Annotated in this window: 16 protein-coding genes and 1 pseudogene; 6 read left to right on the forward strand and 11 right to left on the reverse strand. The window is 68.7% G+C overall.

What is annotated here, in order from left to right:
• The first annotated feature begins 1 nt into the window (after nt 1).
• Nucleotides 2-499 carry a methylated-DNA--[protein]-cysteine S-methyltransferase gene (locus ACAM57_RS21630; RefSeq protein ID WP_369658860.1) on the forward strand — a complete coding sequence of 166 codons (498 nt, stop codon included), beginning with the start codon at nt 2-4 and terminating at the stop codon, nt 497-499.
• 53 nt (nt 500-552) lie between these two features.
• A complete protein-coding gene (locus ACAM57_RS21635) occupies nt 553-1,503 on the forward strand; it encodes a DMT family transporter (RefSeq protein WP_369658861.1) in 951 nt (316 codons plus the stop codon).
• An 18-nt stretch (nt 1,504-1,521) separates the two neighbouring features.
• Here the strand turns inward: ACAM57_RS21635 and ACAM57_RS21640 are convergent, their stop codons facing one another.
• The gene (locus ACAM57_RS21640) at nt 1,522-2,193 is read right to left on the reverse strand and encodes a DUF1345 domain-containing protein (protein WP_369658862.1); all 672 of its coding nucleotides are present in this window, start codon (nt 2,191-2,193) and stop codon (nt 1,522-1,524) included.
• A gap of 326 nt (nt 2,194-2,519) precedes the next feature.
• Between ACAM57_RS21640 and ACAM57_RS21645 the strand changes: the two genes are divergently transcribed.
• Together ACAM57_RS21645 and ACAM57_RS21650 are read left to right on the forward strand one after the other, a co-directional pair.
• The gene (locus tag ACAM57_RS21645) at nt 2,520-3,284 is read left to right on the forward strand and encodes a hypothetical protein (RefSeq protein ID WP_369662461.1); all 765 of its coding nucleotides are present in this window, start codon (nt 2,520-2,522) and stop codon (nt 3,282-3,284) included.
• 113 nt (nt 3,285-3,397) lie between these two features.
• The gene (locus ACAM57_RS21650) at nt 3,398-5,011 is read left to right on the forward strand and encodes a class I adenylate-forming enzyme family protein (protein ID WP_369658863.1); all 1,614 of its coding nucleotides are present in this window, start codon (nt 3,398-3,400) and stop codon (nt 5,009-5,011) included.
• On the opposite strand, the gene ACAM57_RS21655 is transcribed toward ACAM57_RS21650, so the two are convergent.
• From ACAM57_RS21655 to ACAM57_RS21665, 3 genes are read right to left on the reverse strand one after another with little or no spacing between them, the layout of a single operon-like run.
• The gene (locus ACAM57_RS21655) at nt 4,993-6,546 is read right to left on the reverse strand and encodes a long-chain fatty acid--CoA ligase (RefSeq protein ID WP_369658864.1); all 1,554 of its coding nucleotides are present in this window, start codon (nt 6,544-6,546) and stop codon (nt 4,993-4,995) included. The two genes, ACAM57_RS21650 and ACAM57_RS21655, sit on opposite strands and share 19 nt — an antisense overlap.
• A 5-nt stretch (nt 6,547-6,551) precedes the next feature.
• Nucleotides 6,552-7,688 (reverse strand): DUF5938 domain-containing protein, encoded by a 1,137-nt coding sequence (locus ACAM57_RS21660; protein ID WP_369658865.1) that lies wholly within the window; start codon nt 7,686-7,688, stop codon nt 6,552-6,554.
• Between the two features lie 35 nt (nt 7,689-7,723).
• Nucleotides 7,724-8,527 carry an SDR family NAD(P)-dependent oxidoreductase gene (locus ACAM57_RS21665; RefSeq protein ID WP_369658866.1) on the reverse strand — a complete coding sequence of 268 codons (804 nt, stop codon included), beginning with the start codon at nt 8,525-8,527 and terminating at the stop codon, nt 7,724-7,726.
• A gap of 240 nt (nt 8,528-8,767) precedes the next feature.
• Between ACAM57_RS21665 and ACAM57_RS21670 the strand changes: the two genes are divergently transcribed.
• Nucleotides 8,768-9,406: a TetR/AcrR family transcriptional regulator gene (locus tag ACAM57_RS21670; protein ID WP_206169545.1), complete on the forward strand. Its 639-nt coding sequence runs from the start codon at nt 8,768-8,770 to the stop codon at nt 9,404-9,406.
• A 15-nt stretch (nt 9,407-9,421) separates the two neighbouring features.
• Here ACAM57_RS21670 and ACAM57_RS21675 read toward each other — a convergent pair whose 3' ends face one another.
• The 3 genes and pseudogenes from ACAM57_RS21675 to ACAM57_RS21685 form a co-directional block, all read right to left on the reverse strand.
• A complete protein-coding gene (locus ACAM57_RS21675) occupies nt 9,422-10,396 on the reverse strand; it encodes a LysR substrate-binding domain-containing protein (protein WP_369658867.1) in 975 nt (324 codons plus the stop codon).
• Between the two features lie 68 nt (nt 10,397-10,464).
• The gene (locus ACAM57_RS21680) at nt 10,465-11,892 is read right to left on the reverse strand and encodes an FAD-binding oxidoreductase (RefSeq protein WP_369658868.1); all 1,428 of its coding nucleotides are present in this window, start codon (nt 11,890-11,892) and stop codon (nt 10,465-10,467) included.
• Between the two features lie 24 nt (nt 11,893-11,916).
• A pseudogene (locus ACAM57_RS21685) lies at nt 11,917-13,232 on the reverse strand (MFS transporter).
• Nucleotides 13,233-13,665: 433 nt separating this feature from the next.
• On the opposite strand from ACAM57_RS21685, the gene ACAM57_RS21690 reads away from it, so the two are divergent.
• The gene (locus ACAM57_RS21690; protein WP_369658869.1) at nt 13,666-15,285 is read left to right on the forward strand and encodes an alpha-amylase family glycosyl hydrolase; all 1,620 of its coding nucleotides are present in this window, start codon (nt 13,666-13,668) and stop codon (nt 15,283-15,285) included.
• A 4-nt stretch (nt 15,286-15,289) separates the two neighbouring features.
• Here the strand turns inward: ACAM57_RS21690 and ACAM57_RS21695 are convergent, their stop codons facing one another.
• Genes ACAM57_RS21695 through ACAM57_RS21710 form a run of 4 tightly spaced genes read right to left on the reverse strand, consistent with a single transcriptional unit; the run spans nt 15,290 to nt 22,033 of the window.
• Nucleotides 15,290-17,590, reverse strand: coding sequence for a CocE/NonD family hydrolase (locus tag ACAM57_RS21695; RefSeq protein WP_369658870.1), 2,301 nt, complete (start codon nt 17,588-17,590; stop codon nt 15,290-15,292).
• Nucleotides 17,587-19,350 carry an ABC transporter ATP-binding protein/permease gene (locus ACAM57_RS21700; protein ID WP_369658871.1) on the reverse strand — a complete coding sequence of 588 codons (1,764 nt, stop codon included), beginning with the start codon at nt 19,348-19,350 and terminating at the stop codon, nt 17,587-17,589. Before ACAM57_RS21700 ends, ACAM57_RS21695 begins: the two co-directional genes overlap by 4 nt.
• A 2-nt stretch (nt 19,351-19,352) precedes the next feature.
• Nucleotides 19,353-20,741: a glycoside hydrolase family 15 protein gene (locus ACAM57_RS21705; protein WP_369658872.1), complete on the reverse strand. Its 1,389-nt coding sequence runs from the start codon at nt 20,739-20,741 to the stop codon at nt 19,353-19,355.
• Nucleotides 20,738-22,033, reverse strand: coding sequence for a glucoamylase family protein (locus tag ACAM57_RS21710; protein ID WP_369658873.1), 1,296 nt, complete (start codon nt 22,031-22,033; stop codon nt 20,738-20,740). Before ACAM57_RS21710 ends, ACAM57_RS21705 begins: the two co-directional genes overlap by 4 nt.
• Between the last annotated feature and the right edge of the window lie 43 nt (nt 22,034-22,076).

Genomic DNA, 22,076 nt, shown 5'->3' on the forward strand with positions numbered 1-22,076 from the left:
CATGAAGTTCAAGAGCAAAGTCATCTACACCTCGCACATCGACACGCCGCTGGGCGGCATCACGATGGCCGCCACCGACAAGGGCCTGGCCGGCGTCTGGTTCGACCAGCAGCGCCACTGGCCCGACACCGGCGGCTGGGTCGCGAAGGAAGACCACCCCGCGCTGGTCGAGGCGGCTGCGCAGCTGCGCGACTACTTCGCCGGCAAGCGCGACAGCTTCGACATGAAGCTCGACCTCTCGCACGGCACCGCCTTCCAGCAGAGCGTGTGGCAGCAGCTGCTGGCCATTCCGGCCGGCGCCACCACGAGCTACGGCGCGCTGAGCGTCAACGTGGGCAACCCGGCCGCGGTGCGCGCGGTGGGCGCGGCCGTTGGGCGCAACCCGATCAGCGTGATCGTGCCCTGCCACCGCGTGCTCGGCTCGGACGGCTCGCTGACCGGTTACGCTGGCGGGCTCGAACGCAAGACGGCATTGCTGCAGCTCGAAAAGGCGATCTGAGCAATCCGGGCGTATGGCAAGAGAAAGAAAGAAAGAGACCGATCAGAGCCCGCATGACCACAACGAAGAACAACATCGCCGCTGCCACTCCCGCCAAGCCCCTCGCACCCACCGCCTGGCTCATCGACCTGGTGCTGCTGGGCGCGCTGTGGGGCGCCTCCTTTCTCTTCATGCGCATCGGCGCCGCCGAGTTCGGCGCTCTGCCGACGGCCGCGGTGCGGGTGGCGATCGCCGCGCTGTTCCTGCTGCCCATCGCGCTGCTGCGCGGACAGGGGCCGTCGCTGGCGAAGCACTGGAAGGCCAGCCTGCTGGTCGGCGTCTTCAACTCGGGCATGCCGTTCGCGCTCTTCTGCTTCGCGCTGTTGACCATCAACACCGGCCTTGCGGCGGTGCTCAATGCCACAACGCCGATGTTCGGCGCGCTCGTGGCGTGGGCCTGGTTCCGCGAGCGGCCGGCGAACTGGCAGCTGGTCGGACTGGTGATCGGCTTCGCCGGCGTGGCAATGCTCGCCAGCCGCAACGCCGGCCTGCATTCCGGCGCCAGTGGCAACGCCGCGCTCTTCGCGGTGCTGGCCTGCCTGGGCGCGTGCCTGTGCTACGGCATCTCGGCCAGCGCCACGCGGGCCTACCTGGGCGGCGTGCCCGCGCTGACCACGGCCACCGGCAGCCAGATCGGCGCCACCGCATTCCTCGCCCTGCCCGCCATCTGGCTCTGGCCCGCGCAGATGCCCAGCCTGCGCGCGTGGCTCGCGCTGCTGGCACTGGGCATCGCCTGTACCGGTGTGGCCTACATCCTGTTCTTCCGACTGATCGAGCGCGCCGGCCCGGCCCGCGCGCTGACGGTGACCTTCCTGGTGCCGGTGTTCGCGCTGTTCTACGGCGCGGTCTTCCTGGGCGAGAGCATCACGCAGTGGATGCTGATCTGCGCGGTGGTGATCGTCTGCGGCGTGGCGCTGTCGACCGGCATCGTCAAGCCCGGCTGGCCACGCAAGGCCGCGGCCTGAACGGGCATCGCGAGGCGCCTAAACGGCGCCCGCGACCACGTTCACCGAGAGCGCCAGCACCAGCATGTTGAAGGCGAAGGCCAGCACGCTGTGCAGCAGCGTGATGCGCCGCATCTCCTTGGAGGTCGCCTGCACGTCGGACACCTGCGAGGTCATGCCGATCACGTACGAGAAATAGAGAAAGTCGAAGTAGTCCGGCGCGTCGGGCGCATCGCCCTTACCCGGAAAGTCGAGGCCGCCGTCGGGCGTGCCGTCGCGCTGGTCGATGTAGTAGCGGTGCGCGTAGTGGAAGGCGTAGATCGTGTGCATCGTCAGCCACGAGCCCGCCAGCGCCACCAGGCCCAGCGCGATGTGCGCCGCCCGCTCCAGGCCGCTCAGCCCCTTCACCTGCTGCAGCAGCATGGCGATGGCCACCACGCTCATCGCCACGACCACCAGCATCGACACCAGGATCACCACGTTGGGCTGGTCCAGCGACTGCGCCCGCTCGCGCGTGCGCCTCGCGTCGAAGGTACTGGCCAGCCACCAGGACAGCACCTGGTACACGCCCACGGCCGCGCACCAGCCGGCCAGCCCGCGAGCCATGCCGCTCATCGGCACCGGCATCAGCGCGGCGACGACGGCGCAGCCCGCGGCCGCACCGTAGAGAAGACGCTGGGGGCCGGTGGTGGTGGAAAGGTGTCTGCGCATGACGGCACTGTAGCGCCCGCCAAGGCGCGCAATGGCCGTCGCGGCGTAGAGGAATTCCTACAACCACTGCGGCATTCCGCGCATCCGCGGGACGTGCGCGCGCCACTACTGTCGTCGCTGCCGTCCAAGGGAGCCCCGCCCGGAGCACGCCAGCGTCACCTGAAGTCACGACAGCGCGCCCGCGGCATTCATTCATTTCCGGTCCTCCGGGGCCATCAAGGATCCGCTTCATGCCGCTCTTCACGCCGCTGCATCGCCGCACTCGTTCCCGCGATCGTTTCCTGCTCTCCAGCCTCATCCACCAGCCCGCGCTGCTCGGTGCCGGCATGCTGCTGGCCGCCGTGCCGGCCTTCGCCGACCCCTCGCCCGCGCTGGACCGCTTCAGCCTCTCGGTCGGCGGCTTCAGCGCCGATCCGAAGCTCGACGCCTCCTTCGGCACGGCCTACGGCGCCCTGCAGACGGGCGACGTCAAGCCCGGCCGCGTCACCATGCCGCGCATCTCGGCCGACCTGCTGCTGGGCGACAGCCAGGGCATCTCCTTCGACTACTACCGCTACAAGCGCGACTATTCGGGCGGCATCGACAGCACCACCTCACTGGGCCCCTTCGGCACGCTCAACACCTTCGGCAACGCCAACATCAGCACCAAGCTCGACTTCGCCAAGCTCTCGTACAAGTGGTGGATCGGCTCGGGCAACACCGTGTTCGGCGTCGGTGCCGGCGCGGCCTACTACCGGGCGACGCTGGGCACCACCGCGCTGGCCTCGGTGAACGGCCAGATCGGCACGCTCAGCGAAAGCTCCAGCGGCAGCACCGTGGCGCCGCTGCTCGAGATCGGCGTGCGCCACGCCATCACGCCCGACCTGCGGCTCTTCGCCGACGCCTCCGGCGTGTGGAAGAGCAGCGGACGCTTCCACGGCAACATCTACAACGCCTCGGCGGGCGTGGAATGGTTCCCCGTGAAGAACATCGGCGTGGTGCTGGCCTATGGCGTGACGAACATCGACCTGACGCGCGAGAACGACTTCGCGGAGTCGCGCCTGAAGGTCAAGCTGCAAGGGCCATCGGCCTTTCTCAAGGCGCGCTTCTAGCAGCCTCTCGGCCGCCTGCGGGGCGGTAGCCAGTCTTCGCAAGACGCGGCGCGGGATGCGGCCTTAGGCTGCGCGCATTCCCGACGCATCATCGAAGAACGGAGACGAAGAGCATGCCCGCAGCCGCCCCCGGCCCTGTGCCGTCGCAGTTCCATTCACGCATCTCGCGCATCGCACTGGGCGACGTGGTCCATCGCAGCGCACGCCGCTTCGGCGCGCGCACCGCGCTGATCGAAGGCGAGCACCGCATCACCTACAGCGAACTCGACGCCGCATCGAACCGCTTCGCGCACCACCTGCTGGGCCTGGGCCTCGCGAGCGGCGAACGCGTGGGCATGCTGTGCAACAACTCGATCCAGATGGTGGTCGCCATGCTGGGCATCCAGAAGGCGGGCCTCGTGTGGGTGCCGATCAACACCGCGCTGGCGGTGGATGCCATCGGCTACATCCTCGGCCATGCCGGCGTGTGCCACATGGTGATCGACACGGCGCTGCACGCGCGGCCCGAATTGCGCGAGCTGCTGGCCGAGAAAGGCGTGGCGCCCATCCTCTGCGTGCTCGACGGCGACGCGCCGCCCGCCGGCGTGCCCACGGTGCCGCAGACCATTGCGCAAGGCCCGGCGACGCTGCCCGAGGTGCCCATCGACAGCACGCAGCTCGCGCTCATCATGTACACCAGCGGCACCACCGGCCGGCAGAAGGGCGTGATGCATTCGCACGCCTCGGTGCATTCGGTGCTGCTGAGCAACATGGTCGAATGGGGCAGCAGCCCCGAGCGCGCCGATGTTTGGAGCAGCGTGCTGCCGCTCTTCCACTGCGGCCAGCACACGGTGCTGATGTCGGCGCTGGCGGTGGGCGGCTCGCTGGTGGTGCTGCGCGGCTTCGACCCTGGCGCGGTGCTCGCGGCCATCGAACGGCATCGCATCACGGTGATGGTCGGCCTGCCGATGATGTACGGCGCGCTGCTCGCGCACCCGCAGCGCACCGCGCGGGACATCTCGAGCCTGCGGCTTTGCGTGTACGCGATGGCGCCGATGTCGCGCACGCTGCTGCTGCGCCTGCTCGACGAGTTCTGCCCGGACTTCGCCCTCGTCTCGGGCCAGACCGAGATGTACCCAGGCGCCACCATCTTCGAAGCGCACGAGCAGCGCAGGCGCTTCGGCTCCTACTGGGGCGTGGGCACGCTGGTGAACGAGGTCGCGGTGATGGGCGACGAGGGCGAGCTGCTGGGGCCCGGGCAGGTCGGCGAGATCGTCTTTCGCGGCCCCAACGTGATGCTCGGCTACTACAACGACCCCGAGGCCACGGCGAACGCGCAGCGCTTCGGCTGGCACCACTCGGGCGACCTGGGCAAGCTCGACGCCGATGGGCAGCTGATCTTTCTCGACCGGCTCAAGGACATGGTCAAGTCGGGCGGCGAGAACGTGCCCTCGATCAAGGTCGAGGAGGTGCTGCTGCGGCACCCCGCCGTGCTCAACGCGGCGGTGGTGGGCCTGCCGCACGAGCGCTGGGGCGAGGCCATCACCGCTTTCGTCACGCGCAGGCCCGATGCGCCGGCGGACTTCGACGAGGACGTGCTCACCGCGCACTGCAAGGAGCACCTGGGCGGCTTCGAGGTGCCGAAGAAGATCGTCTTCCTACCGGCGCTGCCGATGACATCGACCGGCAAGATCCAGAAGTTCGAGCTGCGCCGGGCGCACCACGACCACTACGAGCGCGGCGGCTGATCCGCGCGCTGCAGCAGCGTCGCGCGCACCTCCTTCTTCAGCACCTTGCCCACCCTGGAGCGCGGCAGGTCGAGCCACACCTCGATCTGCTTGGGCGCCTTCACGCTGCCGATGCGCGACTTGACGAAGGCCTTGACGTCCTCGACATCCACCTGCCTGCCGTCGTGCAGCTGCAGCACGGCCACCACGCGCTCGCCCCACTTGTCGTCGGGCAGGCCGACCACCGCGCTGTCCTGCACGTCGGGGTGCTGCAGCAGAGCCTGCTCGACCTCCGCCGAATAGACGTTGAAACCGCCGGAGATGATCATGTCCTTGGCGCGGTCGACGATGTAGAGAAAGCCGTCTGCATCGAGGTAGCCGATGTCGCCAGTGTGGTGCCAGCCGTGGCGCGAAGCCTCTTCGGTGGCGCCCGGATTCCTGTAGTAGCCGAGCATCACCAGCGAGCCGCGCACCACGATCTCGCCGCTTTCGCCGGCGGGCAGCAACTTGCCTTCGCCGTTCATTACGGCGACCTGCACCAGCGGCCCCGGCCGGCCGGCCGACGCGAGGCGTTGGCGCGCGACGGTGCCGTCGGCGTTGAAGTGCTCGCGCGGCGACATCATCGAGATCATCATCGGCGCCTCGGTCTGGCCGAAGAGCTGGGCCATGACGGGGCCGATCTTCTGCAGCGCCTCTTCGAGCCGCGCGGAAGACATGGGCGCCGCGCCGTACCAGAAGCACTGCAGCGAATCGAGCCGGGTCTGCTCGAGCCGAGGATGCTGCAGCAGCATGTAGATCAGCGTGGGCGGCAGGAAGGTGTGGGTGACGCCATGCGCCTCGACGAGGCCGAGGAACTCGGCCAGATCGGGCCTGGGCATGATGACCACTTGCCCACCCAGGGCCATGATCGGCAGGCAAAGCACGCCGGCCGCGTGCGTGAGTGGCGCGAGCGCGAGGTAGACGGGCCGGCCCTCGAAGGGATAGCCCATCAGCGTCAGCGCGGACATCGCTTCCAGGTTGCGCCCCGAGAGCATCACACCCTTGGGCTGGCCGGTGGTGCCGCCGGTGCCGGCGATCATCGCGACGTCATCGGGCGGCGCGATGTCGAGCGGCGAATCGTCCAGGCCTTCGAGCCAGTCGTCCATGGAAGGCGCGAAAGGCAGCCGCTGGTCGAGGCACACGAGCGCGCGCAGCTTGGGCAGCTGCGAACGCATCTGCTCGACCATGGGCGCGTAGTTGCCGTGGAAGACCAGGCAGGCGCAGTCGAAAGCGTCGAGCACGAAGGCGTTCTCGCTCGCCTCGTTTCGCGGATTGATCGGGCACCACACGCAGCCCGCGCGCGAGATGCCGAACACCGTGGCGAATGCGGTGGCGTCGTTGCTCGAGAGCACGGCCACCTTGTCTCCGGGCTCGATGCCGGCGCGCTGCAGGCCGCGCGCCACGCGCCAGCTGATGCGCTGCACTTCGCCGTAGCCGAGGTCCTTGCCGGCCATGGTGAGGCACGGCGCCTGGGCACCCAGCTGGGCGCCCTTGTCGAGATAGTCGACGAGGCGCATGGAAGTCAGCCCATCCGGGTGAACACGGGCTCCTGCACCAGTCCGAAGCCGCGCAACGCCCCCAGCAGCTCGCGGTGCCCGAAGGCCTGGCAACCCGATGCGAAGCCTGCGCGCCGCGGCGGCTGCTGCAGCAGCGAGGCCGCCGCATAGGCCTGCAGCAGGCCGGTCTGCTTGTAGTTGCAGTTGCCGAAGATCACGCAGTGCACGCGACCCAGCGGCCCGGAGGCATGCACCGAGTCGACGGACTTGTTGATGCGCGGGTTCTCGCGCGGGGGCATGGTGTTCATCACGCCCGAAGCGGTCTGGGCCAGCGCGGCATAGCGGTCGTCGTCGTTCATGCCCTCGGTGGCCTTGAGCGCGGCGGCCACGATCTGCGGCACGCCCTGCATCAGCGCCTTGTTGAAGACACCGCCGAGCACCTTCACGTTGGCCACGCGCGGATCGCGCCTGAACCACACCGGATGCGAGGTGCCTCCCCAGGGCAGCGCAAGCGCCGCCTCGTGCTGGCCGGGAATGGACAGGTGGTAGAGGCCCGCGTCGGGCTGCCACTCGACGTACTCGTTCTGCTCCAGGTAGAAGGCCTTGGAGGTGGCGGCGTTCACCAGGATGGTCTGGGTGGATGCGATGGTCGGGCTGCCTCCCCAGAACACGGCGATGTCGAGGGTGTCGAGGCCGGGCGTCTCCAGGCAGATCTGCGCCGCGATCTCGCCTGTGGTGTACATGTGGGCGAGGCCCGGCGAGAGCAGCAGCCCCGCCGCGGCAAAGCGCGCGCCGTATTTCTGGTCGAGCGTGATGAGCCAGTCCTGCTCGCCGGTGGTGTCGGTGTAGTGGCAGCCGGCGGCGAGGCAGGCGTCGACGACCTCAGGGCCGAACCGGGCGAAGGGGCCGACCGTGTTGAGCACGACCGAGGCACCGGTGAAGAGCTCGGTGAGCGCCTCGACCGAATGCGCCACTTCCACCACCTCGTAGCTCGCGGTCTCGATGCCGGGCACGTTGGCCTTCATCGCCGCCTCCACCTTCTGCGCGCTGCGGCCCGCGGCGATGAAAGGGATGTTGTACTCGCGCAGGTATTCGCATACCAGCCGGCCGGTGTAGCCGGAAGCGCCGTAGACGACGACGGGTTTCTTCTTGCTGTTGCTCATGTTGTGTCTCCTTCCTGATTGCTTGTCTGCGTGACTTACATGCCCATGCCGCCATCCACCGCGATGCCGGCACCGGTGATGAACCGGGCCGCGTCGGAGCAGAGGAAGACCACCACGTCGGCCATGTCACCGACTTCGCCGAGACGGCCCAGCGGCGTCTGGCCGACCACGTCGCCCACGGCCGCCTCGACGCTGGGCGCAAGGCCGGCGGCCACGATGTCCTGGGCGAGTTTCATGCCCATCTCGGTGGGCACGAGCCCCGGGTAGATGCAATTCACGCGCACGCCGTAGCCCAGCTTGCCTGACTCCATGGCCGCGACGCGCGTTGCGCGGTCGACGGCAGACTTGGTGGCGGAGTAGCCGGAGATGGCGGGGAATGCGATGGTGGCGGCGACCGACGCAATGTTGACCACCGCCCCGCCGTTGCCCGCGCTGCCGCCGGGACGCATCGCGCGGAACGCGTGCTTCATGCCGAGCAGGGTGCCAGCCACGTTCACGTCGAGCATGCGGCGCAGGTCGTCGCCGTCGACGTCGACCACCAGCGAGGTGATCTCGATGCCTGCGTTGTTGACGAGGATGTCGAAGCCGCCGAGCTCCTTCACCGTGGTCTCGGCGGCCGAGGCCCAGTCGCCGTCCTTCGTGACGTCGAGCGGGACGAAGCCCACCTTGGCCCCGGAGGAAGCGAGCCTGGAGGCGGTTTCCCGCCCCAGGTCGGCGAGCACGTCGCCGATCATCACGGACGCGCCGGCGGTGGCCAGCGTCTCGGCGATGCTCGCGCCGATGCCGCGCGCACCACCCGTCACGAGCGCACGGCGCCCTTTCAAGTCGAACTTGGCCATCACTTGTCTCCTGTGGATATGTTGTGAGATGGAGCGGCCATCCTAGAAATCGACTTTACGACTGTCAAGATTTTTCTAGTCACTCGTCAAGTTTTTCTAGAATGGCGTACGTGGCACGCCGGATGCGGGTTCTCCCGCTTGCGTGCTATGTTCTGCAATCACGAGGAACACAGGGTCGGCATCCACGCGGCCCGGCTTTCAATGACGACACATCAACGGGTAAAGAAACACGCTGAACGAGTGCCCAAGGCGCGGGTCGACAAGTTCTCCGAGCGCCGAGCCGAGCTGGGCGAAGCCGCGCTGACCACACTGGCGGCACTGGGCTATGCGCGTACGAGCCTGCGCGAGATCGCGCAGAACTCCGAGTTCTCGCACGGCGTTCTGCACTACTACTTCAGCGACAAGGTCGACCTGATCATCTGCAGCGTGAAGCAGTACAAGGCCCGCTGCGTCACGCGCTACGACCATGCGGTGGAAAGCGCCACCACCTACGACGAACTGATGGCCGGCTTCCTCAAGAGCCTGGGCGACACGCTCTGCGACGAAGGCCACGTGCACCGCCTCTGGTACGACCTGCGCTCGCAGGCCCTTTTCGAGGAAGCCTTCCGCACCGACGTCGTGCAGATCGACAAGAGCCTGGAAGACATGATCTGGCGCATCATGAGCCGCTTCGCCGAGCTTTCCGGCGAGCAGCCCGGCATGTCGCCATCGGCCACCTATGCGCTGTTCGACGGGCTCTTCCAGCAGGCATTGCTGAAGCACATGTCCGGCGACACGAAGGCCGTCGAGAACATGCAGGCCGATGTGCGCCAGGCCATCATGCGCCTCTTCACCCCTGCTGCAAAGGCCGCGCCCGCGGCCCGCAAGCGCCGCGCCTGAAGCGAAGGGCCGGCCCTACTTCGCGGCGGTCTTCGCGGCGCTCTTCACCGGCGCGAGCGCACGCGCGCCGGCCCACTGCCCGCTCTCGCACAGGTCGCGCACCACGTCGCCGATCAGCGTGCACACCGCGCGCTTGGCGTTCGTGGTCGGCAGGTGCACCGAAACGCACAGCCCCAGCGTGCGATGCATCGAAGGCGAATCGATGCGGTGCGCCACGAGCCGCCCCTCCTGCACCTCGCGCTGCGCAAGTCCGAACGGCATGATCGTCGGCCCCAGCCCTGCCTCCACCGCCGCCTTCAGCGTATAGACGGAGTTGATCTCCGCCGCCACCCGCGCAGCCGGATGGCCCGCCTGCTCCAGCACCGTGTCGACGAGCCATCGCGTGCAGTGCCCGTGGGCATGGGCCGGCCACACCAGCGGCCGCGCGGTGGCCTGCGCGATGCTCACGTCACCAGGCGGCAGCGCATGCGGGCTCTGGGGCGAGTCGAGGAAAACGAAGTCTTCCTCCACCAGCGGAAAGAAGCGGATGTCCTCCTCGGGCATGGTGGGCGAGAACATCGCCACGTCGACCCGGCCGCGCAGCAACTGGTCGGCCATGTTGCCGGTGAGTTCCTCGTTCAGATGCAGCACCACGTCGGGATAGCGCCGCGCAGCAGCGCGCATCAGCGGCAGCGCGATCATCGGCGACACGCTCTGCGGCAGCGCCGCCACCACCGATCCCGCCACGGACTCGGCCGCGACGTGCACCGCGGCCTTCGCGTCGCGCACCTGCTTGGTGATGCCCTGCGCGTATTCGTAGAAGACCTTGCCGGCCTCGGTCATCGCAACGCCGTTGCGGCTGCGCAGAAGCAGTTGCGTGCCGAGTTCGGATTCGAGCTCGGCCATCTGCTTGCTCAGGGCCGACTGCGCGATGAAGAGTTGCTGCGCGGCGCGCGAGAGGCTGCCGCAATCCACGATGGCAACGAAGTACTTGAACTGGCGCAACTCCATCAGGGGGCCTCCGGCCGCTCGCCGCGAGGTGCAGGCAAGGCCGGAAATTCTAGATCGCACACCCGCGCTCAGCCCTGGGACAGGGCGACGACCTTCCCGGGGTTGAAGATGTCATGCGGGTCCAGCGCTTTCTTCACTGCACGCATCAGCGCCACAGTGTGCTCGCCATGCTCCTCGACCAGGTACCTCATCTTGTGCAGCCCCACGCCATGCTCTCCGGTCGAAGTCCCGCCGTGGCGCAATGCCCGCTGCACCAGCCGATGGCTGAAGGCCTCGGCGGCGTCGTTCTGCGCCGCATTTCCCGGGTCCACCAGCACCAGGCAATGGAAGTTGCCGTCGCCGACATGGCCCAGCACCGGCACCAGCAGCCCGTGTTCAGCGATGTCGGCCTGCGTCTCCTCGATGCATTGCGCGAGCGCGGAAAGCGGCACGCAGGCATCCGTGCTCAGGCTGCGGCAGCCTGCCTTCAGCTGCAGGCATGCGAAGTAGGCGTGATGGCGCGGCGTCCACAGGCGCGAGCGTTCCTCGGGCCGCTTCGCCCACTGGAAAGCGCCGCCGCCATGACCGCTCGCGATCTCGCGCACGATGCCCGCCTGCTCGTCGATCTGCGCCTGGCTGCCGCCGAACTCCAGGAACAGTGTCGGATGCTCGCCGAGCGTAGTGCGGCTGTGCGCGTTCACGGCGCGGATGGTCAGTGCGTCCAGCAGTTCGGCGCGCGCCAGCGGCACACCCATCTGGATCGCCTCGATGACGCAGTCGACCACCGCTCGCACCGATGGAAAGTGCACCACCGCGGCCGCATAGGTTTCGGGATGCGGATGCAGCCGCACGGTGACTTCGGTGATCAGCCCCAGCGTGCCCTCGGATCCGCAATACAGCTGCGTGAGGTTGTAGCCCGCCGAACTCTTGCGAGCCCGCGAGGCGGTGCGCACGACCTCTGCGTCGGCCGTGACCACCGTGAGGCTCACGAGGTTGTCTCGCATGGTGCCGTAGCGGACGGTGTTGGTGCCCGAAGCCGCCGTCGCGACCATGCCGCCGATGGACGCATCGGCGCCGGGATCGACCGAGAAGAAGAAACCCGTGCCCTGCAGCGCCGCGTTCAACTGCCCCCGCGTGACGCCCGCCTCCACCGTGGCCGTGAGGTCGCCGGGCCTGATCGCAAGCACCTTGTTCATCTGGGAGAAGTCGACGCACACGCCGCCCGCCACCGCCAGCAGATGCCCTTCGACCGACGAGCCCACACCGAAGCCTATGACCGGCACCCGCTCCCTCGCGCAGGCTCGCACCACGAAAGCCGCTTCTTCCGTGCTGCGCACATACACCACCGCATCGGGCGGCCGGGGCGGATAGATCGACTCGTCCGTACCATGCTGCAGCAGCACGCTCTTGCTGGTGGAGAAGCGCTCGGCGAACCTGCTCTCCAGCAGGGCGAGCAGCTCGGGCGATGGCGAACGCCGTGTGTTCGAGCGCACGGGAATGTTCACGATGGAGTCCATGGATGTCTCCTGGCCAGGTACCGATCAGCGCTTCGGCGAGGTGGCGCCCCGCCCGACGAACAGCACCAGCACGGCGCCGATCACCAGCAGCGCCGCGAGCATGTGCAGCCCCGCATCGGTGCTCTGCGTCGCATCCTTGATGAGCCCGATCAGGTACGGCGCGCTGAAGCCCGAGAGATTGCCGAAGGAGTTGATGAGCGCGATGCCCGCGGCCGCCGCCGCACCGCCGAGGAAGGCCGTGGGCATGCCCCAGAAGACCGGGAAGGTCGACATGATGCCCATCGTCGCCAGCGTGAGCCCGGCCATCGCGAGCGTCACGTCGCCGTGGGAGGCTACGCTCAGCATCAGCCCGATCGCGCCGACCACCGCGCCGGTCGCACTGTGCCAGCGGTACTCGAGCCGGCGGTCCGCGCTGCGGGCCATGAAATACATCGCGATCACGCCGAATGTCCATGGAATGGCGCTGAGCAGGCCGATGTCGAGCGCCCCTTTGACACCCGCCGCCTTGATGATGCTGGGCAGCCAGAACGAGATGCCGTACAGCCCCGAGGTGTAGGCGAAGTACACCAGCGCCAGCAGCCACACGCGGCCGTTGCCCAGCACGCCGGCGATGCGCGGCTCGGACTTGCCCGCGGCCTCGGCGGCGATGTCGCGGGCGATGAGTTCGCGCTCGGCCGGCGTGAGCCAGCGCGCGTCCTTCACGCGGTCGTCGAGGTAGCGCCACACGATCAAGCCAAGCGCCACCGTCGGCAGCCCCTGGAGCAGGAACAGCCACTGCCAGCCCGCCCATCCGTTCACGCCGCCCATGCCCTGCAGGATCCAGCCCGAGAACGGCCCGCCGAGAATGCCCGCGAACGGGATCGCCGCGAGGAACAGCGAGGTCGCCTTGCCGCGCCGCGCGGCCGGATACCAGTAGGTGAGGTAAAGAATGATGCCGGGGAAGAAGCCCGCCTCGGCCGCTCCGAGCAGGAAGCGGATCACGTAGAACGACAACGGCGAACCCACGAACATGGTGCCCGCCGAGAGCAGGCCCCAGGTGATCATGATGCGCGCGATCCAGCGGCGCGCACCCACGCGGTGCAGCACCACGTTGCTCGGCACCTCGAACAGGAAGTAGCCGATGAAGAAGATGCCGCGCCCAGCCCGTAGACCGCGTCGCTGAGCCGCAGGTCGCCCTGCATCTGCAGCTTGGCGAATCCGACGTTCACGCGGTCGAGGTACGCCACGATGTAGCAGAGGAACAGCAGCGGTATCAGCCGCCATCCGACCTTGCGGTAGACGGCATCGGAGGTGCTGTCGAAGCGGCCCTCGCAGGGCTGCGCGATGGTGCTGGTGCTCATGGGGTGCGTCGCTTTCCTTCGCCTGGTTCGGCTGCAGGCGATGGTCGCGTCCACACCCCGCCTCGCCGTTGCGGGTTTCCACGCAAGATTCATATGGATTGAAGATCGGCGTATCTCGCGTCGAGATGCGCAATGCAGGTGCGTTCACGAAGACGGTGCGCGCCGCGCCGGGACAGTGTTCCAGCAGAAAGTTGTTCCACCAGTCTGTGGAAATCTTTGTGGATAACGCAGGGACAACATCGGCGTTGCCAGCATCCGTGCGGGCCGTCGCCAGAGTGCCTGTATTCGAGGCAACCGCCTCTTGACTTTTTCCGCCGACAGGCTCGGCAAAGACGTGGCGACTTGGATATCTGGAGATTCCGGCGCTCCCGGGAATGCCCGGCGCGCTTTCTGGAGACAATGGCCCGATCGACGCCTGGGCAAGGGAATCACGATGTCAGCTGACGACTGGTGGAAGTACGGAATCGTCTATCAGGTCTACCCGCGTTCGTTCCAGGACAGCAACGGCGACGGCATCGGAGATATCGACGGCATCCGCGCCCGGCTCGACCATCTGGTCGCACTCGGCGTCGACGCCGTCTGGATATCGCCGATCTATCCCTCGCCGATGGCCGACTTCGGCTACGACATCTCCGACTTCTGCGACATCGATCCGCGCTTCGGCACGCTGGACGACTTCGATGCGCTGGTGCGGGAGGCTCATGCGAAGGGCCTCAGGCTCATCCTGGACTTCGTGCCCAACCACACCTCGGACCGTCATCCATGGTTCGTGCACAGCCGCAGGGCTCGCACCGATGCGCGGCGCGACTGGTACATCTGGCGCGATCCGGCGCCCGACGGCGGGCCGCCCAACAACTGGCTCGGCAATTTCGGCGGCCCGGCGTGGAGCTTCGACGAGGCCACCGGCCAGTATTACGCCCATTCGTTCCTGAAGGAGCAGCCCGATCTCAACTGGCGCAACCCCGAGGTGCGCGCCGCGATGTACGAGGTGCTGCGCTTCTGGCTGCGGCGAGGCGTCGACGGATTCCGCGTCGACGTGCTCTCGCAGATCGTCAAGGACGCGCAGTTCCGCGACAACCCGCCGAACCCCGATTTCGTCGAGGGCCAGGACCCCTTCCTGCGCCTGACGATGCTCTACAACACCGACCTGCCGGAGGTGCAGCCCATCGTGGCCGAGATGCGCCGCGTGGTCGACGAGTTCAGCGACGTGCGCTCGTCGCGCGTGCTGATCGGCGAGCTCTACCTGCCGCTCGCGCGCCTGGTCGCCTACTACGGCCTCAACGCCCGGGGCGTGCTCGAAGGCGTGCAGCTGCCCTTCAACTTCCAGCTGATCGCGACCGAATGGCAGGCCGCGCTCATCGACCGGCTGGTGCGCGACTACGAAGCCGCCCTGCCCCCCGGCGCCGCGCCGAACTGGGTGCTGGGCAACCACGACAGGTCGCGCATCGCGAGCCGCGTCGGCCCGCGGATGGCGCGGCTCGCGGCCATGCTGCTGCTCACGCTGCGCGGTACGCCCACGCTCTATTACGGCGACGAGATCGGCATGACGGACGTTCCCATTCCCGCCGACGAAGTCCAGGACCCGTTCGAGAAGAACAAGCCCGGCATGGGCCTGGGCCGCGACCCGGAGAGAACGCCGATGCAGTGGAGCGCAGCCCCGCACGCCGGCTTCACGACGGGCAGCCCCTGGCTGCGCCTGGCGTCCGACTGGCGCACGTGCAACGTGGAGGCGCAGTCGCGCGACGCCGGGTCCATGCTGGCGCTCTACCGGCGTCTGATCGCGCTGCGCCGCGCGCAGCCCGCGCTGCACCGGGGCAGCTACGAAGCGCTCGAAGCCGGGAGCGAGGTGCTCGCCTATGCGCGCGAGAGCGACGGGCAGCGGCTGGTGGTTGTTCTGAACTTCGGCGGCACTCCGGCGCCTGTGCAGCCGTCGCTGCTGCCGCGACAGCCGGTCGTGCTGGCATCGACCGATCCCGCGCGCGCCGGATCGATCGAAGAGCCGCTGATGCTGGCGCCCTGCGAAGGCGTCGTGATCGGCACCGGGCAAGCTTAGTGAATCAGGACGATTTGCCGGTCTGGATCTCGACGTAGCTGCGCGCATGCCAGCGCACGCGCAGAGGCCATTTCGCGTCGGTGATGGTCTCCGAGTTCACGTCCTTGCCGCTGCCGTAGTCGATCTGCCGGTCGGGCCGCTTGTTGATGCCGACCACCAGCACGAGGCGGCTGCCCGCCGCCAGCCTGCAGGCGGTGACGCGCTCGACGGTGAAGGCAAGCAGCTGGCGCTCGCCCGCCCGCAGAAGCCGGCGACGCACGCGATGGCCCGCATAGCTCGCGCGGAAGTCATAGGGATCGAAAAGCAACTGGCATTCGCCGCTTGCCGTCTGCTCGTACAGCGAGACGCTGAAGTCCACGTCCTGCCGCGAGGGCGTGATGTCGAACACCCCGCGCAGGCTGCCGATGATCTCGGTGCCATCGGGCAGCGGATCGCCGACGAAGCTGATGCTGTTGCGCGCCGGCAGCTGCTTCATCCGCAGCGCGTCGGGCCAGGGGGTGCGCACGTCGCGCCTGTCGGCCAGGTCGACCGACAGCCGCGCGTTGCCGCCCTCCTCGGCCGGCGCAGGCAGCAGCCGATGCGGTTCGCCGCGCGCGCTGGTGTCGAGATAGAGGCGCAGCGGCGCGCGCTCCGGCGCCTCCAGCAGCGGAGCATGGCGCCACTGGTCCGCCCCCATCACCTGGTAGTTGACGCGATCCGCCAGCAGCGCAGGCTTGTTCGCGCCCTTGAGGATGTGGTCGATCCACTGGTAGCGCAGCTCAGGCAGGTCGACATGCGCAACGGGGTCCGGCGTATAGCCGCGCAGCGTCGTCGCCATGCCGCGCCGGATCGAGCTCGCGTCGTAGGGGCCGAGCAGCAGCGTCGTGTCGGCCTGCGGCCGGTTGCGCAGATGCTCGCGGTGGAAGTGGAGCGCGCCGGCGTCGGCGCCGAAGTAGCCCGCGAAGCTGAGCACCGGGATGTCGATGCGCGCGAACTGATCCGCCGATGGCAGGAACTTCTGCCAGTAGCGGTCGTGGCTCGGGTGCGTCAGCCACGTGCGGATCAGCCTGCTGCGCTTGCCCAGGAGGACGCGGTCGATGTCCCAATAGGGACGATTGCCGCGATACCAGCGAGCATCGAGCGCCTGCCAGACGGCATCCGGGCCGGCGTCGGCATCGCCGTTGGTGCTCGCGTGCAGCGGCTCGGCCAGCGCATGTTCCTGCGCCCATCGGACCATGGCGTTGCGGAAGATCTGTCCGGCCATCGGAAAGTCGATGCCCGGCGCCATCGGCGCGATGGTGGCGATCGCCTTGAGCGCCGCCGGCCTCCTGCGGGCTGCCGCCCAGGCGGCGTAGCCGGAATAGCCCTCGCCGAGCATGACCACGCGCCCGTCGCTCCACGCCTGCCGGGCGATCCAGTCGATGACGGCGGCGGCGTCCTCGCTGTCGCGGACGAAGGGCCACACGGCGCCCTTGCCGTCGGGCGTGCGGCCGCGCACGTACGCCGTGATGCCGACATAGCCCCTGGCCGCGCTGCGCCGCGCGTCGTCCTCGGCGGGGTCCAGCGTGAAGCGCAGCAGCGCCGGCAGCGCCCCTTCCGCGCGGCCGGGCCGGACCATGCTGGCATGGATGACTCCCCCGCGCACGGGAATCCTGACGTCGGCCTGCGCCACGTAGCGGCTGCCGTTCTGCGCCGCGAACAGCTCGGGCAGCAGCCCGCTGAAGCTGCGGCGCGACTGGTACGACAGCCAGGTCCGCACGAGCGCCAGGGCCTCGGCCTCCGGCAGGCTGCCCTTGGCGCGCCAGAGATCGAAGGCCTGGCGCAGCGGCTCCCTGAACGCCGCCGCCGGAATCTCCAGCCGCGCCATGACGGCCTGGGCCTGCGCGTTGTCCAGCGGCGATACCAGCTCGTCGAAAGAGCGCGCGTAGGCTTCGGCGAAGCCGACGCGCCCCTGCGCCTCGAGCATGCGCGCGCCCGCATAGATGCCGTCGAGAGTCGCGCGCTCGGCCAGCACGTCGAAGGGCTTGCCCTTGCGGCGCTCGCGCAGGGAGCGGCTGCTGTCCTGGGCCGCACGATAGGCGCCGCTGACGATCTGCAGGGCCGTCACGTTGGCCAGGAAGGCGTCCTTGTCCGCGTCCTGATACACCGGCAGGATGCGCTCGGCCAGGTCCCGCATCAGGCCCTCGGCCGCGGCATCCTCCGGATCGCGCGGCGGCCGGAAGCCGAAATCCGCCGCCCAGGCCCATGAGGGCAAGGCAGGCAGCGCGACGCCCAGCCGCATGAGGGCGCGGCGCACGCGGCTGACGGTCGACTCTTTGCGTCTCATGGTCGCGGCTCCTCGGGCACGTCGTGCGGCGCCTTGACCAGATGAACCACTTGCGTGAACAGCCGGTCGTGCGCCCCGCCGGCCGAGCCGATGTGAATGATGCCCGTGCGCGTGAGTTTGCCCAAGGCACCGATGATGAGTTCGAGCGTGTCGTCGTCGAACGCGCTGAAGGCCTCGTCCATCACCAGCCAGGGCGGTTCCTGCAGCACCACGCGGGCGAAGCCCAGCCGCAGCTGCTCGTCCATGCTGAGGTCGCTCTCCCAGCGGCCCGTCCTGTCCAGCAGCGGTTCGAGGCGCTGCAGGCCCACGCTCTCCAGGGCGGCCACCATCGCTTCCCTCGGATAGGTCGTCGGCTCCATCGCATACGACAGCACCTCGGCCAGCGTGCCGCGCGGAATGTAGGGCGTGCCGCGCGGCATGTAGTGGATGGTCTCGCCGTCCGGCCGGCGCACCGTGCCCGAGCCCCAGGGCCACAGGCCTGCGAGCGCCCGGAACAGAAGCGTCTTCTCGGTACCCGGCGTGCCGAGGATCAGCGCGCACTGGCCGCGGCGCACGACGAGCGCCGGCACGTCCAGCCGGTCGTGGCCGTTCCAGGAGCGGACATCGAGCGCCTCCATCGCGAGCGTCCCGGCTTCACCCTCCTCGTAGGCGATGCGGCTGCCGCCCGCCTGCGCCTCCAGGTCGGACGCCAGCATCCGGCGCAGGTCGGTCACGCGCAGCAGCGTGGCGCGCCAGTCGGCAATGATGCTGAAGTTGTCGACGAACCAGCGCAGCGACGACTGCGCCTGCGTGAAGGCGGCGGCGGCCATCATCAGGCCGCCGAAGGACACCTTGCCCGAGAAGTACAGCGGCGCTGCCACCAGCGTCGGCGCGATGACGGTGATCCAGCCGAAACCCGCCGTGGCCCACGTCAGGTTGGTCAGCCCGAGCACCACGCGCGAGGTGGCGCGCAGCACGTCGCCGAAATGCACGGCGACGCGGCGCTTCTCGTCGGCCTCGCCGCCGGCCAGGGAGATGCCGTCGAGATGCTCGTTGATGCGCGTGAGCGAGAAGCGCAGCTCGCCCTCGCGCGCATAGCGCTCGGCGTTGCGCGAGATCAGGCCGTTGCCGACCCAGTAGGTCACCAGCGAGCCGGCCACCGCGTACGCGATCGCTGCCCACAGCATGAAGCCCGGCAGCACGTGGTCCTGGCCGTTGAAGAAGATGCTGAAGTCCTTGGAGAGCACCCACAGCACGCTCGCGAAGCTGCCGAACAGCATCGTGGCCTGCAGCAGGCCCACGCCGAGGTTGACCGACAGGTCGCACAGCTTCAGCGTGTCCTCGTGCATGCGCTGGTCCGGATGGGCGCCCATCGGGCCGCTGGCCTGCAGCCAGAACGCGCGGCGCGGCTGCAGCCACAGCCCCACGAGGTCATTGACCACGGCCTCGCGCAGCCTCAGCTGCAGAGTCTCGCCCAGCCACCGCTGCGCAACGTTCAGGACCAGCAGCGCGCCCGCGATCACGGCGAACACGCCGACCTGCACGATGAACTCGTTCAGGTCGCGGCGCGAAATGGCATCGTAGAAAGGCTTGTTCCAGCTGTTGAGCTCGATCTGCCCGTAGGCCGTGAGCCCCACGACCACGACGATCGCACCGATCAGCCCGACCAGCTTCTTCGAGACCGGAGAGCCCCGCAGGGCGCCGATCAGCTCGCCGACCTGGCGGAAGACGCCGACCCTTGCGACGGGCTCGGCGCGGGGGGTCTCTGCCCTCTCGCTCATCGTCAGCGCGGCTCCCCGGAAGCGGCGAGCGCGGCGCGGCGCGCCGACACGCACGAGATGAACGCGGCGTGGCTCCAGGCCAGCTGCTTCGCCGAAGTCTGCTCGCCGCTGCGCTGGTCGAACTGCTCGGACAGATCGCCGCTGGCCGGCGTGTAGGCGCGCACGGTGGCGAGATAGGCGTCGCCGCGCCCGATCCACTGGTCGCGCCGGTGCTCGTCGCCGCCATGCGCCGCCGCGGCGCGGAAGCAGAACTCGGCGGCGCCGAGCGTCGAGAAGTAATACGCACCACCTGAGCAGTACACATCGCCGGCATACCTGCCCATCGCGGCGCCACGGTTCGAGGAGCGGCCATGGTTGATCGGATAGGCCGCGTCGAACAGCGCGTCGAGCCGCGCCAGCGTGGCCTGCATGCACGGATCGGCCGGGCCGTGCATGGCCCCGGTGCCGGCGCAGTGGATCGCCGAGAGGATCACCGCGATGTCCAGCGCCTTCGGGCCGGGCCCGCCGTCCGCCAGCACGCGCGAACGGTAGTAGCCATGCGTCGCGCCGCGGTCATCGACCCGATAGCCGTCGAGCAGCCGCAGCACGGCCTGCGATTCTTCACTGCAGTGCAATGCCTGAGCCGTCTCCCCCAGGCCGTCCAGCCATGCCGCGCCTTCGGCCAGTGCCGCTGCCGAGACTCGCAGCGTGTAGTAGTGATGCCCGCTTTCTTCCTCCCAGATGTCGAACGACGGCTCGCGCCAGTGGCGCAGCGTGAACTCGAGGTCGAAGCGGACCAGCGACGCGACCTCGGCCAGCAGGTCCGCATCCTCGAGATGCCCGCCGGCCACCCAGCGCAGCAGCGCCAGCGCGCGCAGCGGCGGTCCGTCGTGCTGGGGTCGCGCCCAGCGCAGGATGTCCAGCGTGCCGTCGGGGTTCACCCGCGTCTCGGCGACGACCGCGTCGCCGTGGACGCTTGCCAGGTCATGGTCCTCGCGCAGGTACTGCAGCAGTTCGGGAGCCACGCGCGCCCTGCGGTCCGGCACGGCGGCAATCGCCCGGCCGTCGAGCCCGTTCAGGGCAAGGCTGAAGCGGGTGAAGTCGCGCAGATGCCGCAGTGCCTCGGCGCCGATGTGTCCGTCGCTGTAAAGCAGCCGCAACGCGTCGATGACGACGGCCGAATCGCGGAACCAATGGAAGAAGTAGTCCGGGTCGGGGTTGTAGTCGCCGAGCACGGGCGAGGCGACGATGGCGCCGGCGACCGGCCGCACGGTCTGCCCGAAGCCCGGGCGATGCTTGACGATCGACACCGGCGAGATGCTCGACAGCATCGCGCCCGCCGAATGGCGCAGCTGCCCTTCGAGCCAGGACTCGAAGCCCGGGTCTTGTCGATTCGCCGCGCCAGGACTCACGACGCCGACGCCCCCAGATGCGGACTGCTGAAGTCCAGCCGCCGCAGCCCGGCCTGCACCTCCGGCGCGCTCATGAACAGCTTCCACAGCAGGCCCGTGCGATGGTTCTCCATCATCACGACGATGGGGCCCTGGTCGATGGCCAGGAAGGTGTCGGCGAACCAGCCGCGCGACTCGCAGAACGCATCGATGAAGCCGTAGTCCCGCCAAACGCGCGTGCCGTGCACGTCGAGGAAGTGCCGCAGCACCCGCATCACCTCGGCCGGTGCATATGGCAGGCTGGCCAGCGCCGCCGTCGGCGAGATGGTGCCGTTGTCGTTGTTCGGGTCATGCGCGAGGTAGCCGTCGGGGTCGTCGCTGGCGGTCAGGCCCCAGCACGACTCGCCGTAGCCCGCGAAGCCCCGGGGGTTGGCGATGCAGTGCGCGCGGTTGACCTGCACGTGGCGGGTGTTGAGGCTCCAGTAGTCGGCATAGCGGTCCTTCAGGCCATGTGGATCCAGACCGCAGAACGAGTAGTGCGCGAAGAACAGCGGGCCGCCGTTCGGCGGGCCCAGCGGCAGCTCGATGCCGTGGTACGAGCGGCCGTTGAGGAAGTCGGGCCCCGAAGCGAAGCCGCGGTGGTAGACCCGCGGGTCGATCGCGTGGCGCGGCGCCGCCGCGGCCATGAAATAGGTGATGAGGCACTCGTTCCAGCCGTGCACCTCGTGGTTCATCGCCCAGCCGTGGTTCGGGCTCCAGTGCCAGTACAGCACGTCCCGTCCGCCCTGGGTGAACCAGTCCCACTCGACCTCGTGCCAGAGCATGTCGAAGTCGGCGCGAAGACGGCGCGCCATGGCCGTGTCGTCGTTGAAATACTGGCGCGCGCAGAGCAGGCCCATGCAGAGGAACGAGGTCTCGACCAGGTCGCCCGCGTCGTCCTTCGGGCTCATCGGAATCGTCTCGCCGCTCGCCCCGTCCATGAAGTGCGGGAAGGTGCCGTGATAGCGCCTGGCGCGCAGGAGCGCGTCTCGCATGCGGCCCAGCCGCTCCAGCGCCGCGTCGCGCGAGACCCAGCCGCGCTCCACCGCGACGATCAGCCCCATGATGCCGAAGCCCGTGCCGCCGATCGCGACGCGCTCGTCGGCCAGGTCCTCGCCCGTGGCGGCGACCAGCGTGCGGCGGTCGAGCGCAAGGCCGCTGGCGGCGTCGGCGCCGTCCCAGAAATAGCGGAAGGTCTGCCGCTGCACGGCCTCGATCAAGGCCTCGTCGGGCAGCGCAGCCAGTTCCTTCGGGGTTCTCTCATCCTTCAACACGAACGGATCCTTTCGTCGTTGTCGTCTTCGGTGTGACGTTTGG

Origin of the sequence: Variovorax sp. V15 (assembly GCF_041154425.1) — a bacterium.
GTDB classification, from domain to species: Bacteria; Pseudomonadota; Gammaproteobacteria; order Burkholderiales; family Burkholderiaceae_C; genus Variovorax; species Variovorax guangxiensis.

Bases quoted from the DNA above. Each gene is read 5' to 3' on its own strand.
- ACAM57_RS21645 (WP_369662461.1), top strand. From the start codon at position 2,520: ATGCTGCTGGCCGCCGTGCCGGCCTTCGCCGACCCCTCGCCCGCGCTG.
- ACAM57_RS21655 (WP_369658864.1), bottom strand. From the start codon at position 6,546: ATGCGCCTCGTCGACTATCTCGACAAGGGCGCCCAGCTGGGTGCCCAG.
- ACAM57_RS21700 (WP_369658871.1), bottom strand. From the start codon at position 19,350: ATGAGCGAGAGGGCAGAGACCCCCCGCGCCGAGCCCGTCGCAAGGGTC.
- ACAM57_RS21635 (WP_369658861.1), top strand. From the start codon at position 553: ATGACCACAACGAAGAACAACATCGCCGCTGCCACTCCCGCCAAGCCC.
- ACAM57_RS21665 (WP_369658866.1), bottom strand. From the start codon at position 8,527: ATGGCCAAGTTCGACTTGAAAGGGCGCCGTGCGCTCGTGACGGGTGGT.
- ACAM57_RS21640 (WP_369658862.1), bottom strand. From the start codon at position 2,193: ATGCGCAGACACCTTTCCACCACCACCGGCCCCCAGCGTCTTCTCTAC.
- ACAM57_RS21650 (WP_369658863.1), top strand. From the start codon at position 3,398: ATGCCCGCAGCCGCCCCCGGCCCTGTGCCGTCGCAGTTCCATTCACGC.
- ACAM57_RS21675 (WP_369658867.1), bottom strand. From the start codon at position 10,396: ATGGAGTTGCGCCAGTTCAAGTACTTCGTTGCCATCGTGGATTGCGGC.
- ACAM57_RS21680 (WP_369658868.1), bottom strand. From the start codon at position 11,892: ATGGACTCCATCGTGAACATTCCCGTGCGCTCGAACACACGGCGTTCG.
- ACAM57_RS21695 (WP_369658870.1), bottom strand. From the start codon at position 17,590: ATGAGACGCAAAGAGTCGACCGTCAGCCGCGTGCGCCGCGCCCTCATG.
- ACAM57_RS21660 (WP_369658865.1), bottom strand. From the start codon at position 7,688: ATGAGCAACAGCAAGAAGAAACCCGTCGTCGTCTACGGCGCTTCCGGC.
- ACAM57_RS21630 (WP_369658860.1), top strand. From the start codon at position 2: ATGAAGTTCAAGAGCAAAGTCATCTACACCTCGCACATCGACACGCCG.
- ACAM57_RS21690 (WP_369658869.1), top strand. From the start codon at position 13,666: ATGTCAGCTGACGACTGGTGGAAGTACGGAATCGTCTATCAGGTCTAC.